Source organism: Candidatus Phyllobacterium onerii (genome assembly GCF_028331445.1).
In the GTDB taxonomy this organism is placed as follows: Bacteria; Pseudomonadota; Alphaproteobacteria; order Rhizobiales; family Rhizobiaceae; genus Phyllobacterium; species Phyllobacterium onerii.
Map to the genome: position 1 here is coordinate 308,355 of NZ_JAQMHX010000003.1, position 14,527 is coordinate 322,881.

General features: G+C 54.6%; 14 protein-coding genes. 5 read left to right on the top strand and 9 right to left on the bottom strand.

Annotation, left to right across the window (positions count from 1 at the left end):
- Window positions 1-24 precede the first annotated feature (24 nt).
- Window positions 25-684 (bottom strand): sugar transferase, encoded by a 660-nt coding sequence (locus PHA01_RS09520; protein ID WP_271894755.1) that lies wholly within the window; start codon window positions 682-684, stop codon window positions 25-27.
- Window positions 685-1,181: 497 nt separating this feature from the next.
- Between PHA01_RS09520 and PHA01_RS09525 the strand changes: the two genes are divergently transcribed.
- Window positions 1,182-1,679 (top strand): hypothetical protein, encoded by a 498-nt coding sequence (locus PHA01_RS09525; RefSeq protein WP_271894756.1) that lies wholly within the window; start codon window positions 1,182-1,184, stop codon window positions 1,677-1,679.
- A 36-nt stretch (window positions 1,680-1,715) separates the two neighbouring features.
- Here the strand turns inward: PHA01_RS09525 and PHA01_RS09530 are convergent, their stop codons facing one another.
- The 4 genes from PHA01_RS09530 to PHA01_RS09545 form a co-directional block, all read right to left on the bottom strand.
- Window positions 1,716-2,372: a response regulator gene (locus tag PHA01_RS09530; RefSeq protein ID WP_271894757.1), complete on the bottom strand. Its 657-nt coding sequence runs from the start codon at window positions 2,370-2,372 to the stop codon at window positions 1,716-1,718.
- Window positions 2,372-3,760 carry a sensor histidine kinase gene (locus PHA01_RS09535; protein ID WP_271894758.1) on the bottom strand — a complete coding sequence of 463 codons (1,389 nt, stop codon included), beginning with the start codon at window positions 3,758-3,760 and terminating at the stop codon, window positions 2,372-2,374. The genes PHA01_RS09530 and PHA01_RS09535 overlap by 1 nt, the downstream gene beginning before the upstream one ends.
- A gap of 421 nt (window positions 3,761-4,181) precedes the next feature.
- Window positions 4,182-4,691, bottom strand: a complete 510-nt coding sequence (locus tag PHA01_RS09540; RefSeq protein ID WP_271894763.1) for a Holotricin-3 precursor — start codon at window positions 4,689-4,691, stop codon at window positions 4,182-4,184.
- Window positions 4,692-5,003: 312 nt separating this feature from the next.
- On the bottom strand, window positions 5,004-5,504 hold the full coding sequence (locus PHA01_RS09545) for a hypothetical protein (protein ID WP_271894764.1): 501 nt from the start codon (window positions 5,502-5,504) through the stop codon (window positions 5,004-5,006).
- 658 nt (window positions 5,505-6,162) lie between these two features.
- On the opposite strand from PHA01_RS09545, the gene PHA01_RS09550 reads away from it, so the two are divergent.
- Window positions 6,163-6,474, top strand: a complete 312-nt coding sequence (locus PHA01_RS09550; protein WP_271894766.1) for a hypothetical protein — start codon at window positions 6,163-6,165, stop codon at window positions 6,472-6,474.
- Window positions 6,475-6,914: 440 nt separating this feature from the next.
- Here the strand turns inward: PHA01_RS09550 and PHA01_RS09555 are convergent, their stop codons facing one another.
- The gene (locus PHA01_RS09555) at window positions 6,915-7,196 is read right to left on the bottom strand and encodes a hypothetical protein (protein ID WP_271894767.1); all 282 of its coding nucleotides are present in this window, start codon (window positions 7,194-7,196) and stop codon (window positions 6,915-6,917) included.
- 393 nt (window positions 7,197-7,589) lie between these two features.
- On the opposite strand from PHA01_RS09555, the gene PHA01_RS09560 reads away from it, so the two are divergent.
- Entirely contained in the window at window positions 7,590-8,408 is an 819-nt protein-coding gene (locus tag PHA01_RS09560; RefSeq protein WP_271894768.1) for a glycoside hydrolase family 25 protein, read from the top strand.
- Between the two features lie 119 nt (window positions 8,409-8,527).
- Entirely contained in the window at window positions 8,528-9,742 is a 1,215-nt protein-coding gene (locus tag PHA01_RS09565; RefSeq protein WP_271894769.1) for a lytic murein transglycosylase, read from the top strand.
- A gap of 2 nt (window positions 9,743-9,744) precedes the next feature.
- Here the strand turns inward: PHA01_RS09565 and PHA01_RS09570 are convergent, their stop codons facing one another.
- A complete protein-coding gene (locus PHA01_RS09570) occupies window positions 9,745-10,971 on the bottom strand; it encodes an alanine racemase (protein ID WP_271895072.1) in 1,227 nt (408 codons plus the stop codon).
- A gap of 142 nt (window positions 10,972-11,113) precedes the next feature.
- Here PHA01_RS09570 and PHA01_RS09575 point away from each other — a divergent pair, with 142 nt between their 5' ends.
- Complete coding sequence (locus PHA01_RS09575; protein ID WP_271894770.1) at window positions 11,114-12,052, top strand: DMT family transporter; 939 nt, start codon at window positions 11,114-11,116, stop codon at window positions 12,050-12,052.
- 494 nt (window positions 12,053-12,546) lie between these two features.
- Here the strand turns inward: PHA01_RS09575 and metF are convergent, their stop codons facing one another.
- Together metF and PHA01_RS09585 are read right to left on the bottom strand one after the other, a co-directional pair.
- The gene (gene metF / locus PHA01_RS09580) at window positions 12,547-13,476 is read right to left on the bottom strand and encodes a methylenetetrahydrofolate reductase [NAD(P)H] (RefSeq protein ID WP_271894771.1); all 930 of its coding nucleotides are present in this window, start codon (window positions 13,474-13,476) and stop codon (window positions 12,547-12,549) included.
- A complete protein-coding gene (locus PHA01_RS09585) occupies window positions 13,476-14,483 on the bottom strand; it encodes an ArsR/SmtB family transcription factor (RefSeq protein ID WP_271894772.1) in 1,008 nt (335 codons plus the stop codon). The genes metF and PHA01_RS09585 overlap by 1 nt, the downstream gene beginning before the upstream one ends.
- Window positions 14,484-14,527 lie beyond the last annotated feature (44 nt).

Consider the following 14,527-nt stretch of genomic DNA (forward strand, 5'->3'; position numbering starts at 1 on the left):
TTCTATCCGGCCCACCAAGCTGTATTAATACGATCCGCGAGACGCACATACGGCGGGAATGGTCTTGAGAATGATTATGATATCTTTCTGAAAAGACCAGTTTTCAACGTAATGCTTATCGAAAGCAATCCGTTCGTCATAATTGACGTCATTACGCCCGCTGATCTGCCACACACCAGTCAGGCCAGGGCGCGATTTGAAATAATAGGTTGCGGCGGAACCATAGAGCTCGATCTCATCCTTCACTACAGGACGCGGCCCAACCAGACTCATCTCGCCGCGAAGAATGTTAACCAGCTGAGGTAATTCGTCGAGGCTCAATTTCCGCAACACGATGCCGAGTGTGGTGACGCGTGGATCGACCTGCAGCTTTCGCATCGCCACCCATTCTGCGTGTGCCGCCGGATTTGCAGCGAAATGGGCTTCAAGGACGGCATCACCGTCTGTAACCATGGTACGAAATTTGAGGCAATAGAACGCATTCCCACCACGCCCGATGCGGCGATGGCCATAGAGAACAGGTCCACCATCCGACAACTTAACCAGACATGAGAGCAGTAAAAACAGTGGGCTGAGTAGGATAAGGGCAAGGATCGCGGCAAACACATCGAACGATCGTTTCAAGAGCCCTCCAATGGGAAGTTTTTCAAGTTCTTCGGATTCTCGAATTGTTTTCGTCGTCACAAGAAGTCCTTTCGAGTGGTTCTCAAGAAGCTGGCTCGTTTCGTGTTTTGAATGGCAAAATCAACTCTTCATATGCGCGGCAATCCCCCACGCCAACCCAGGACTGGCGACTTCGTTCCACCGTTGGGCTTCAGCCCTAGGAAGCGTCGGACTTATGCCAAGCCCAAGATCAGACCAAAGTCTGATTTGCTGTTCAGCAATGAAGAGGCTCGGCTCGACGGACTCTAAGGGCGGTCGCGTTCCTCTTCGGACTTCAGACCAGCGAAGGATGAGACTTATGACAATCGACGATCGGACCAAAGTCGGAATACCGCGAGGCAATCGTTTGGTATGGAAGGGTATGGCGATGTTGACACGCGAACGCCACATGCCAAATTCGGGGAAGCCCTCTTGAGGCCCGCCACTTCTGTGACTGCAGTTGCTTTGAGCCGCAACCGAGACCAAACCTTCCCTTTGTCTTGCGTTCTGTTATGAGGACAGAACTTCTAGGAGGCACTATGCATACCTGTTTTGGACTGGCTCGTGTCCTTTGTAGCGCTTTCGTAGCGGCGGCATTGGTGGCGACGCCGTTTGAAATCACCTTTGATGGTGGATCTCTGAGTTTGCACGCACAATCGGCGTGGGCAAAAGATGGAGGCAATGGCGGCGGCAAGGGTGGCGGTAATGGAGGCGGCAAGGGCGGAGGCAATAGCAACGGCGGCGACGGTGGAAATAGCGGCGGAGGGAACGGGAAAGGTAATAACGGCAAGGACGGAAAAAACGACAATGCGGGCCAGAGCGGCGATGAAAAGGGCACTACAGTCAATCAATCCAAACCCGCTACCCGCGAAAACGTGGAAGTTGATGACTCTTCGATTGAAGTTCGTCACAAGAATGGAATGAGCGAAAGGATTGAGGCCGGGCGCTACACAATGAAGGACGCGAGGGGGCGCACCATCATTAACCGCACAGCAACAATTTCCGATCAATCGAGATTACAGTCGTTCGCCCGCTGATCGTTTTGCACGCTGGGTGCAGCATGCAATGATCGATTATACCAAGCGGATATCGTGGCCAGCGTCACGCAGTGCCATCGCAGCTTCCGTCCGGTTCGTGACGTTAAGTTTCGCAAATATGCGTCCCATATGATGTTTCACAGTTTTTTCGTGAATGTCGAGCTTCAGCGCAATCCGCTTGTTGCTCAATCCGGCCGCGGCAAGATCCAAGACCTCATACTCGCGACTGGAGAGTTCGGAGATCGGATCAGACTTATTGGGCGCATTGGAGACGGATGACAGATCCGATAGCATCCGTGCCGATAGGGCCGGAGAAACGTAACCTTCGCCGGAGGCAACAGCTCGGATTATTTCAGCCAGCGCCCGTGAGCCTACGCCTTTGAGGACATATGCTTTCGCGCCGCTGTTCAGAGCCTTCGTCACATCGTCACTCCTCTCTGACACAGTCAGCATGATGATCTTTTGGTCGGGGAAATGGTCGAGGATCGGAGAGATCGCGTCTAGACCACCGCCTGGCATAGAGATGTCCATTAGAATGACGTCCGGGCGGTGATCATGGGCAATCCGGATCGCGTCCTCCTTCGTGCAGCCTTCTCCAACGATCTGGAAGCCGTTGATTTCGCCGAGGCTGCGCCTGACGCCCTCCCTGAATAACGGATGATCGTCGATCACTGCAATACTTAGTCCAGTCATTACACCTGCTCCAGTCCGTCCAAATTCAGTGACATCCGTACCCTAGTCCCTCGTGCCGAAGACTCTATTGTAAAATGGCCCCCAAGACTTTCCACTCGATCTCTTAGCCCGGCAAGTCCGATACCGGTACGACCAGTGGCTGGATCGAATCCCGGCCCGCTGTCAGAGACCTCGACTACAACGCGTTCGCCTCGCAAAGTTTCCACAACCCGCTGTTCAATGCCTCCGCCATGCTGGAATCCATTGTTCAACGCCTCTTGTATAAAGCGATAAATGCAAATTTTTGCGGAAGGTTCGAGTTGCGCCGGGGTGCCTGACATCGATAAATCAACGCTCGACCCGGTACGATACTCGTGGGCTTTAACCGCCCGCTGGATGATTTCTGGCAAATCGGCCGCCTCTATATGTGGCAGCACAAGGCCGTCGCAGATGTTCCTGATTTCACGCATTGCTTCGTCCAGGCTTTCCTTTATCGCCATCACTTCGCCCTCACGCGTTGCTTCCGAGACAGCAGGATTAACCAGTACATCGCTGTCCAACCTAAGCGCAGCGAACGCCATGAGCTGTGCGGGGCCGTCATGAATATCCGCCCCTATGCGCCTGAGATAGCTTTCGTTCAGTGCAGCAGCGCGTTGAGAGGCACGTTGGACGCGCGCATGCAACGTCTTGTTCTGCAGGAGCAGGTCGGAAAGTTCGCTCACCCGTTGCTTTAGGTCCCGACGTTGGTCGTCGATGGTCTTGCTTCCACGGAACACGATAACTGACAAGACCAGAAAAAAAGCTAGTGTAAAGAAGGCGACAGCGAGCCAGCTGCGCAGGCGAGCCTGATCCAAACTGTGCTGAAATTCGTCAGCTATCTCATAAAATTCCGATACGGCGACCACTTTGCCCGACCAAGGTTGGAGGACTGGATTATAAATCTCCAGAAGTGGCTTGCCGCTCGCCCGCTCAGCTTCGCTTTCCACATCGTCAACGTTGTTAAAATTAGCGACCATCTTGCCAGCAAACGCTGTCTTCAGGTCATCGCTGACGGCAAAATGCTTGCCCATAAGCGCCTTGTCATTGGAATAGAGAACCAGCCCGTCGCTTCGCCAGAGCCTGAAAGACATGAGCCTGCTAGCCAACGCCCCCTGCCCCAACGTCTCATCCAACGCACGCGTAACCGTCTCGTCGAGCATCTGATTGGTTTGCATGTCGGGAAGAATGGGCGCGACAACGCTGTCCACGTACAAAGCGGTCGCCGCCGCCGAATTACGAGTCACGGCAGCTTCAATCAGACCCGCCACAAAAGCGCCAATCAAAATCATCGCGCCCACCGAGACTAACCCTCCAATGAGCAGAAACTGCCTTGCAAGAGACTGGGAATTCCAGCGGGTCAGCAGATTCATGGCTGTGTACGGTGCGTTGGTCCAAAGCCATTTGATCGAGGCAATATTCGAACGTTACGTAGGCACCGATACCCCGATGCTTTCATTGTTTATCTCCATTCTGGGTGCCTGTGCGATCGTAGCACTGGTCTGCCCATAGCGGTCGCGAGCCACCGTTTTTTGTTTCTATGTTGCCGTGGTCACCGCTACCGCAATGTCTGTCATCGTGCAATTATGCACGAGCCGGGAGACCCGGCGCAATCTCACCCCTCAAGAAACTTCCTCACGCAATCAAAACGTGAATCCAGATTCATCCCGATGTTCGGCTACTCCGCGACTTCTGAAGAAATTCTTCCCAACATGACGCCGTTGGTTGCTCGTGAAAACAGCGACCCGAAGGCCGCTGTCGAAAGATTACCGCAGATATAGATCCCGTAAGATCTTATTGGCGCGCATCCAGCAATGCATCAATGCGATCGACCTGCGCTGGAGTGAGCGTGCGGCCAAAGGCGGTTTCAAGCTGTGCAACCGCATCGTCAAGCGCCTGCTCCTGCAACGCAGGGTCAGTCAGCGCCAAGGCCTCTTCCCGGCTGCGCTCGTAGGTTGCAATTTTGCCTACGGAAGAGTTCGGTGCGGCCCGTTCCCTTGCCCGTGCAGACGCATGCGCAGCGTTCAGCGGACCCAATCCAGTTTTATCGTCGTCAGCGTCCAGAGATGATTTCTCGACTTTGGCTTTGTCGTGGGCATTTACAGAATTGCCGCGGTCGGACGACTTGCCATGGCTTCCACCGTTGTTCCCGTTTCCACCGCCATTGCCGCCACCATTGCCGCCGCCGTTTTTGGCCAGGACCGAACCTACGGGATTGAAATGATCGGTGGTTGCACACATTGCGCCGGCAAAAAACAAACCAAGACACGCTGCTGCGACGAGACCAACTTTAAATTGAACCATTGTCCACCTCCTCAATGAATTGCGTGCCGACAGAGCCGGGCCAACAGTCCAAAGATAGGCTTCTTCGAGGATAGAGAAATCGGACTAAAGACCTATCCGTAAAATCAATGGGCCTAACGCGTATATGCTCGTTAACCTCGCCGTATCATGCCAATTCCGCGACCAGGCCGTAGACGTGATTTCGGGTATGTCGTTGCTGTACGGAGCTATGTACTCCATGTACTCCGCAATCTGATGTAAAGATGCGGAATCGACATTAAACTGAAGCAGGAAGCTTCGACCCGCTCCTCTTCTCCCTTCAGACGGACGCCGCTACTTCTTCTGAGCGGCTTGACAAGCGCGCAATGCCTTGAACGCAGCGTCGGTACCAGTGAGGTCAATCACCAATGTTTGACGCCCTTTCGCGGTGATCGTCAGCTTTTTCTTCTTGGCAAGATTGTAGATAAAATCGAGATCGTTGAAGGGAACGGATGCACCGTCGAATCCCTCCATCTCCTGGCCGGTTGCAACGCCCGTGAACTTCTCACCATCGACGTCGAATACTACCGATAGCTGTTCACCTGCGGTAATCTTTTCGGGCTTCTTGGAGTAAAGCGCCAGATAGCCGCGCAGATTTGCGGTTGCATTGATACCGATCTCCACCTGTGCGCCATCGTCGGCATTTTGTCGGGCGATAAGGCAGCCAGGGCCCATCTTATCATTGACAAATATGTCCCAACCGGCCGCCTTGCCATATTTCTTGAACATATCCTGGGCCTCGCATGGAACGGTAAGGACAGCAACTGCCAGGGCAGTCCGAACTAATAAATGCATGATCTCCTCCTGTGTTCTGCTTTCAATGAAAAAAACACGACGATGTGTTCGACGCATCAAAATCTCTAAGATGTAGGTACGTCACAAGAACTCAAATCGCCGAGAGCGTTCTTCCCGACATCAGGACCAAGAACCAAGGGAACCCGAGCTTGTGGGCAACGGTACCGTTTGATTTGATCGTGAGTATTTTATTTTCGGCCAGTGAAATCCTACGGTGGGCAATTAACAAGTACGTAACTGTAACGATGCGGGAAGTGGTGAGTTCGCACGGCCTCTCAAGAGTCCGCCGAACTAGTCGCGCCGCTCGGCCAGCTGGCAGCGACCATTACGTGCAGAATGCAACCATAACCCGACACCAGAGCTTCATCGAGATGATCGCAGGCCCGCTCACTCTCCAGAGGCGCACGGCTCACGGTTGGGCCCCTCTTTCAGCATAGGACGGGAAGCGTCGAGCCCCACCGGTTTACCCCGCGGGAACTTCAAGCATGCCGAACAGTTTAGCTTCATCGAAGAGTTTCGCCGATTGTCCGAGGAGGCTCGGAGGCAAGAGGGCCACGCACTTGGGTGCCTAGCCTCGCCTATTGGCTCGCGTGGAGACGATCGCGAAGAGGCCATGGAAGAGGCTTGGATTAAGAACGCCTGATAATGAGGTGATGCCATGAGAGAACGCAAGGAGTCCTATGTTCCATATCATACCCGATACGAAATAAAGCCGCCCAAGGAGGACGGCCCCTATCTTCGGCGCGGCGCTGAATGTGCGGACGCGATCGAGGAGATGTTCAAGGATCAGATTGCCCTTCCATTCAACCACCGTACCTACATCCGGGTGCATGAGAAGGCCAGGGAAGCCGGTTGGCAGGATCAGGAGATACGTAAGGCCATCCTCTTTTGGATCGACCAGATGATGCTTAGCCAGGTCGCAGGATCTGACGGCGAGGTCATTGACTATCTGGACGAATTCTGGCGCTGAAAAATATGGCAAAGAATGGCAGCAGCCTGCACTACTAGTTGCAAGCCGACGCGATGGCGCAAGGCTAAGGCGTGCCTAGTGTTGTCCATCGAGAAAACTCAGTCGATGTGTAGGACTTTTGATTTTTACTGGTAGGCCTTTAGTCCGATCTCGCATCGTCTGATTAAGGCTATCCTCTTTGGTGCCGACACCACCCCGCGTCGGCATGGGCCCCCAAGGCCCAACAGCCCGGTCAGCTGACCCTTGAGACTCCAGCTGACCGGGCTTTTGAAGATGACCTAAAGCATATTTCATTTGTTTGATGGACGCCGGTATCCAGATTGATACCAACGGATTGGCGGTGGTCGAAAGTCCACCGCCTTTTTGTTGGAACCTTGATCAGAACTTCACCTTGAAGCCAGTCGTGCCATTGACGCTGTACCTGTCGGCAAAGGATAAAGTTAAATAGGAAAAGTCTGTTTGATGGCTTCCCGCCACTGCGTTGCAACGGCCTCGGGCTCTTCGTTCACCAGGATGCAGAAGTGACTAGGGCTTTGCGGCCCCAGAGTGTGAATGGTTGTATGTTGCGCGTCAGGATATTTCTGGACCGCAACGATCGTATGGGGGTTAACGTAAACAATCTGTCCTTCGGCGGATATGAACTTGAGCATTTCCTGGTCTCCTGATTTCTGGCTGTCGTGCCGACGCTGCGTCCCGATAGTAAGCAAGCCAAGAATGATCATTAGGTTAAGCTGCCCAATGCCACCCGAGAGCATCACCGCCGCTGATGCTAGGGTAAGGACCAGCGGACAACATTTATCTGCACTCGAATGCCGAGCGCGATGAGAAGGCCAGCGAGGCGATTGAGGTGCAATTGAGCACTGCGTTTGACAAGATCGCCGACGCGTAGAGTCAATGGGGAGTCAAGAAAAGTTCCGAAAAAAGAGTTTGAAATGCGGTTTTGCAATTCCCGACTAGATACCGTATCTCGTCCAAAATGGCTGAAAGTACGCGGAATTTATGAGATAGCTAAATTGTCCTTGGCTAGTTTCTGATATGCAATCTTTATTAAGCATAATGACGCATCTGTAAGGTACCTGTGACGCACCGTCCACGATTCGATACGGAACTCCTTCATGAAACGACTTGCAGCCAGTATATTGACCCTCTTGCTCGCCGGCTGCACCACGGTTGACTACGACTTCTCCGCACCAAAGCAAACTTCGGCCGTTCAGCAGATCGCCGCCCCGACAGGCAATGTAAGCGCGCCGCGTTTCGGTGATCGCGATCCTCACGACTGGACCGGCAAGACGCCGTGGCGGTATCCGATTCATGGAACGGACGTCTCGAAATATCAATCCACAGTTGATTGGCAGACGGTACGCAGCAGCCGTATTTCCTTTGTCTTCATAAAGGCGACCGAAGGCGCCGACAGGTTCGACGAAAGATTTGGCCAGAACTGGGCAGCGGCGCGCGCCGTAGGCATCCCTCGCGGTGCCTATCACTTCTACTATTTCTGCCGTACCGCCAAGGAACAGGCGCGCTGGTTCATCGAGCACGTTCCTAACGATCCCGGCGCTTTGCCCCCGGTTCTCGACATGGAGTGGAACGCCGCCTCTCCAACCTGCAAGCTCAGGCCGAATGCTGCGGTCGTGCGCGGCGAAATGCGTACCTTCCTGGACATCCTCGAACGTCATTACGGCAAACGGCCAATCATTTATACGACCGTCGATTTCTTCGACGACAACGACCTGAAGCAGCTTGCCAATTATCCATTCTGGTTGCGCTCGGTGGCAGGTCACCCCGATGAGAAGTACGGACCGCATCCCTGGACTTTCTGGCAATATACCGGGACGGGAGCCATCCCCGGCATACGCGGCGATGCGGATATCAATGTTTTCGCAGGCAATGAAAGCGCCTGGAAACAGTGGCTGGTGCGCAACAAGGTCCGATAAAGCTCAGCGCGAGCGTTTTCTCGCACTTCTTTGACTTCACGCCATCCACATATTCGTGCATTAGCAGGAAAAATTCTGCGTGTAGTGAACACGCGCCCGTTATCAATGAGATTTTTCTTATGAACAAACTATCGATTGCACTTGCCGTCAGCCTTTTTGCCCTATGCGGCACTGCCCGTGCCCTGGATCAGGTGGCGCCGACGCAGCCGGTAGTGGCAAAGCCTGCATGCGGGGGCGAACTGGAGCCGTGGTTCAATGGACTGATCGCCGAGGCAAAAGCAGCCGGTGTAACCGATAGAGGTTTGGGTGAGCTTCTCAAGGCTTCGATGGACGACAAGGTACTTGAGCGTGACCGCGCCCAAGGCGTCTTCAATCAGACCTTCCTCACTTTCTCCTCGCGCATGGTGTCCGATTACCGCTTGAAACAGGGCGCGGCAAACCTCAAGAAATATGCGGATACCTTTGCCAAAGCAGAAGCTGAGTATGGTGTTCCAGGACCGGTGATCGCAGCATTCTGGGGTCTTGAAACGGATTTCGGTGCGGTTCAGGGCGATTTCGATACGCTGAACGCACTCCTGACGCTCTCATTCAATTGCCGCCGGCCAGAACTTTTCCGCCCGCAGTTGATCGCTCTTCTGAAGCTTTTTGACAGCGGTGTCGTCGACGCCAAGACGACCGGCGCCTGGGCTGGCGAGATCGGTCAGATGCAGATGCTGCCAACCGATTATCTCGAGCGCGGCGTCGACGGTGACGGCGATGGCAAGGTCGATCTGAAGCACAGCGCACCAGATGCGATCATGACCGCTGCTCGTGTGATGCATGATTTGGGCTGGCGCAAGGGCGAGCCATGGCTGGAGGAAGTGAAGCTTACACAGGAGCTGCCTTGGGAAAATGCCATGCGCACCAACCGTCTGCCCCACTCCAAATGGGCTGCGTGGGGCGTTACCGGTATGAAGGGACCGCTCGGTCCCGACGATGGCGATGCCTCGCTGCTGCTTCCGATGGGCCGCAAGGGCCCCGCTTTCCTTTCCTATGCAAACTTCGATATTTTCGTCGAATGGAACAAATCGATCATCTACGCCACCACAGCAGCCTATTTTGCCACCCGCTTGGCTGGCGCGGGCCCGCTGGAGCCAACCAATCCTGAAGCCGGGCTCAATCCCGAACAAATGAAGGAATTGCAGAACAAGCTTGCGGCGCGCGGCCACGACATGGGCCCGAAGATCGATGGCGTGTTCGGCATTCTTACCCGCGATGCGGTGCGCGACGAACAGATCCGCCTCGGTCTGCCCGCTGATGCATGGCCAACACCCGAACTCCTCGGCAAGCTCTAACCCTACTGCGCAGGCGCCATCGTCTCGAGTGAGGCAAAACCTTCCGGTCGATCACCCTCATCGAAGGGCGTCTCCACCTCGACGAACGTGTCGGGGTAAAAGCCGTTGAAGCGGGTGCGCAGCGATAGCGAGTAAGCACCGATATTACCGATCTCGATCCAGTCTCCAGTGTCGACCGTTTCCGGCAACCAGAACGGGCGTGACAGGATATCGACGGAGTCGCACGTTGCGCCGCACACCCGGAACGGCACAATTTCCTTCGGATCGCCATGGCGGTGCTTTTTGGCCGGATCTGGGATGAAGCGGGCAGGCAGCGTGATCTTGCCGGTCCACGAATCCGACAGCGACGCCCAGATACCGTCATTGATGTAGAGTCGCCTGCCCTTGCGTAAGAGAACACGCACGATCAATGAAAACGCCCGAGCGACGATGACCCGGCCCGGTTCTGCCACCAGGGGCAAATCACCAAAACCATACTCCTTGATATCGCCCCGCAGCCGCGACATCAGTTGGCCAAGCGAAGGCATCTCGACATGCTTGCGTCTCGGGTCATGTCCATACTCGGCCGGAAAGCCACCACCAACGTCGAGACCCGCCAAGGGAACCCCAGCGCGGTTGCGTACCCAATCAGCCGAGCTCAAGGCACGCTCATAGGTGTCGGGATCCTCGATCTGGCTGCCAACATGAAAACATAGGCCGACCATGTAGCCGATCTTGTGGGCGCGCTGCAGAAGCTCGACCGCATGTGCCGGTGCGGCACCAAATTTTTTTGATAGCTCGTAGGCGGCATGTCCCTTGGTTTGCAGCCGTATGTACAGCGTTATGCTCGCTGGATCGATATCGAGTGCGCGCACGATACGGGTTACCTTGGCGATCTCATCCTCATGGTCCACTGCCAGAACACGAATGCCGTAGGTCTCGAGAGCCAGGCGAATATCCGACTGCGCCTTGATCGGGTGCATATAGAGCATCTGCGCATCCGGTGCGACCTTGCGCACCGCTTCGAACTCTCCCGGGGATGCCACATCGAAAACGCTGATGCCATTGCGTGCCAGCGTTTCGAGCACAAGATTTTCGCCATTGGTCTTGACCGCATAAGCCGTCTCGCCCGGGAACATCTTCATGAACTGGTGCGCGTCATCGATCAGAACTTGCGGCCGAAAGCAGTAGACTGGCTGATCCGGCCGCAGGGTAAGCGCTGCTTCACGGGCTGAGGCGAATCGTTGCATCGTTTTGTTCTGCGTCATGCAAAACTCTTATCAAGGACAGGTGACAGACGAAAGTCGGTTTCTTGCAGCTGGAATCGGGTGGTTTTATACCGTTGAACAGCTAGAAACCTTATTCAGACAGCACTGTCGAAAGGATCTATCCGTGTCCACCGCGCAAACAACGTCGCCCAATCCTCTCGCCATGACCAGCTTTGCATGGTTGCAATTACTCCTGCTTGGCGCAATCTGGGGTGGATCATTCTTCTTTGCACGTGTCGCGGTTCAGGTGGTTCCCCCGTTGACGTTGGTTCTTTTTCGCGTGGCGGTAGCAGCTCTGGCACTTCATCTCTATCTGCTTGGCCGCGGCATCCGGTTTTGGGACTACCGGGATCATGCATTTGAGTTCGCCGGCCTTGGCCTGCTGATGAACGTCATACCCTTTTCCCTGCTCTTCATTGGGCAGACGGTTCTCGGCGCAGGTGTCGAGTCGATCCTCAATGCCACAACACCGATCTGGACGGTCGTTGTCGCTGCCATCCTTACGGTAGACGAAAGGATCACGATCAACAAACTCGTCGGCATTCTCCTAGGCATATTCGGGCTCGTCATCATGATCGGCCCTGGTGTTCTCACGGGTCCCGGTGGTCCGCTTTGGGCTGAAATTGCTGTCATCGGCGCCACCCTCTCCTACGCTTTTGCCGGCATTCTGGCGAAGCGCTTCAAGGGAGTGCCACCCACAGTAACCTCCACCGGTCAAATGACCGCGTCCACGCTCATCATGATACCCGTGGTGCTCATCTACGACGGCGTTCCTGCCGTAGCGAACATCGATACCGGTGTCTGGTTGGCCATCCTCGGTCTTGGCCTCCTGTCGACCGCTTTCGCCTATATCCTCTATTTTTCGATCGTCCGGACGGCCGGCGCAACAAATGCATCACTCGTCACTTTGATCGTTCCAGTCAGTGCTATTCTGCTTGGAACAATTTTTCTCGACGAGGAGCTCGCGCTTCAGGACTTCCTCGGCATGGCATTGATCGCTCTTGGATTGTTGACGATTGATGGCAGGCTGTTCGCAGCACTGCAAAAGCGCCAAAAAGCCTAAAGTTTTCAATATACCGTTAGCCTTATTGCTCGGGGTCCGCGGCTTAATTCTGGCCTAATTGTGGCAAAGTTCGAGCTACACCCCGCCTGTGTGACCTTTTTGCTGCACTGCAAAAATATACCGCTTTTGGGAACATTTTATCGTGATTTGAATATTTTTCACCGCTCTAAATGGGTTTAAATTCAAAAACTTAGGTTTAGACGGCAAAAAATTTCTACTATCCATGTCACAAGACCGCAATATTTGGGCTTTTTATGTGGCAAATTTGCGCTATGCTAAATGGGTTAACTGCAGGAGACGAGCGATGGGACTAACTCGATCGATGAATGTCCTTATGATCTGTGCAGCGTTCGCATTTATTGGTGCAATGGTCGTAGGACTAATCCCCTGATTGTAAATAAGAGCGCTACGAAGATGGTCTCTGACCGTTAAGCGAATAAAAAACAGGAAGGCGGCCCGGTTATAGCAACCGGGCCGTTTTCGTTTCAAATTGCCTAGGCTGCAGCACCGGCAAGACTGGCCTCAACCGCATTGCTGCCACCAGGACGAATGCCAATCAAATGACAGATGGCGAAGGGTAGATCAGCCCGGTTCATTGTGTAGAAATGGAAATCCTGAATACCGCGCTCGACCAGATCGAGCACCTGTTCGGCGGCAACCGCTGACGAGACCAAGGCGTGCGTCTGCGGGTCATTGTCCAGCCCGTCAAACCGCTCGGCAAGCCATGCGGGAATATGGGTTCCGGCTTTCGAGCAAAAATTGGTGACCTGCGTGAAATTATGGATCGGCAATATGCCGGGCAGGATCGGAATATAGATACCAGCGCGGCGAACCTTTTCAACGTAACGTTCATAAAGATCGTTCTCGAAAAAGAACTGCGTGATCGCCCGCGTCGCGCCATTGTCGACCTTGCGCTTCAGCATGTCGATATCCGTGGCAAAATCTGGACTTTCTGGATGCTTTTCCGGATACGCGGAGACGGAAATGTCGAAGTCCGCGAAGGCTTTGAGTCCCGCGACCAGCTCGGCGCCGTTCTCATAGCCACCTGGAGTTGGTTTATAGTGCGCGCCGACGCCGCCGGCCGGATCGCCGCGCAACGCCACAAAGCGCTTGACGCCCATGGCCGCAAACTCGCGCACAACCGTATCCACTTCTTCCTTAGTCGCATCGACGCAGGTCAAATGGGCGGCGGCATTGACGTCGGTTTCAGTCAAAATCCGCTTGATTGTACGGGCAGTACGCTCCCGAGTGGTGCCGCCGGCACCGTAAGTCACCGATACGAAATCAGGATTGAGTGGCGCAAGGCGCGTCACCGTTTCCCAAAGCCGCTCTTCCATGACTTCCGTCTTCGGCGGGAAAAACTCAAACGAAACACGGATATTTGACCCAATATCCGAACGGCGGGACTGGCGGAAAAAACTCATTATACGCTCTCCGTTATGCGGGAGGTTGAATCGGGATCGGCGATCAGCAGGCGTGGGTCGCGTGCCAGCCACAATTTGACGGTCAGTTTGTCATCGCCCTTCGGTTGTAGATCGCGACTCTCTTCGAGCATCAATCCAGCCTCGGTCAGCCAGTCGCGCATCTGCCCGTCATTGAATCCAAGACGCACATGCGCATGATTGTCGCGCAGGAACTCAAGCTCATGCGGGGCAAAATCGACGATCAACATTCGCCCGCCTGCCCGCAACGCGCGCGCCGCTTCGCGGATTGCTTCCGCCGGATTGTCGAGAAAGTGCAGGACCTGATGAATGGTTACGAGATCGAACGACTCCCGATCGACCGGCAGCGAATAGACGTCGCCGTGGCGAACCTGCGCGTTGGTAATGCCATCGCGGTCAAGGTTTGAACGGGCAATAGTCAGCATGTCGCGATTGATGTCGATGCCGACACCGCGCACATAGAGCGGCGCAAAAAGCTCCAGAAGGCGGCCTGTGCCAGTCCCAACGTCGAGCATGGCCTGGAAGGGTTTGCGACCGACGATCTTGATGAGCGCGTCCTCAACCGCGCCATCCGGGACATGCAATGAACGGATCGCGTCCCAGCTGGTGGCATTGGCGCTGAAGTAGGCAGCTGCACGCTCACGACGCTGCAGCTTCACTGAGGAAAGGCGTTCAAGATCACGCTCCAACAGCGGATCTTCGTTGTCCAGACGATCCAGAAGAGAGCGCGCGATGTCGCCGACGATCAGCGATTCTGCCAAACGGAAATAAGCCCAGGAACCTTCCTGATAACGGTTGATGAGGCTTGCTTCAAACAGGAGCTTGAGGTGGCGTGACACACGTGGCTGTGACTGGCCGAGAATAGTCGTAAGGTCTGAAACTGTCAGGTCGCCGCGCGACAAGAGCGCCAGAATACGCAAACGGCTTGGCTCGGCCGCTGCTTTCAGCGTATCGACCATCAGATCAAGATTGAGATTACGCTTGTCCATTATTCACCTCAAAAGACATAAAGATATGTTTATGTGAGAAATCG

Coding starts and splice junctions, on each gene's coding strand:
- metF (WP_271894771.1), bottom strand. CDS start 13,476: ATGAGTTTTTTCCGCCAGTCCCGCCGTTCGGATATTGGGTCAAATATC.
- PHA01_RS09550 (WP_271894766.1), top strand. CDS start 6,163: ATGAGAGAACGCAAGGAGTCCTATGTTCCATATCATACCCGATACGAA.
- PHA01_RS09535 (WP_271894758.1), bottom strand. CDS start 3,760: ATGAATCTGCTGACCCGCTGGAATTCCCAGTCTCTTGCAAGGCAGTTT.
- PHA01_RS09530 (WP_271894757.1), bottom strand. CDS start 2,372: ATGACTGGACTAAGTATTGCAGTGATCGACGATCATCCGTTATTCAGG.
- PHA01_RS09545 (WP_271894764.1), bottom strand. CDS start 5,504: ATGCATTTATTAGTTCGGACTGCCCTGGCAGTTGCTGTCCTTACCGTT.
- PHA01_RS09585 (WP_271894772.1), bottom strand. CDS start 14,483: ATGGACAAGCGTAATCTCAATCTTGATCTGATGGTCGATACGCTGAAA.
- PHA01_RS09540 (WP_271894763.1), bottom strand. CDS start 4,691: ATGGTTCAATTTAAAGTTGGTCTCGTCGCAGCAGCGTGTCTTGGTTTG.
- PHA01_RS09525 (WP_271894756.1), top strand. CDS start 1,182: ATGCATACCTGTTTTGGACTGGCTCGTGTCCTTTGTAGCGCTTTCGTA.
- PHA01_RS09565 (WP_271894769.1), top strand. CDS start 8,528: ATGAACAAACTATCGATTGCACTTGCCGTCAGCCTTTTTGCCCTATGC.
- PHA01_RS09555 (WP_271894767.1), bottom strand. CDS start 7,196: ATGATCATTCTTGGCTTGCTTACTATCGGGACGCAGCGTCGGCACGAC.
- PHA01_RS09570 (WP_271895072.1), bottom strand. CDS start 10,971: ATGCAACGATTCGCCTCAGCCCGTGAAGCAGCGCTTACCCTGCGGCCG.
- PHA01_RS09560 (WP_271894768.1), top strand. CDS start 7,590: ATGAAACGACTTGCAGCCAGTATATTGACCCTCTTGCTCGCCGGCTGC.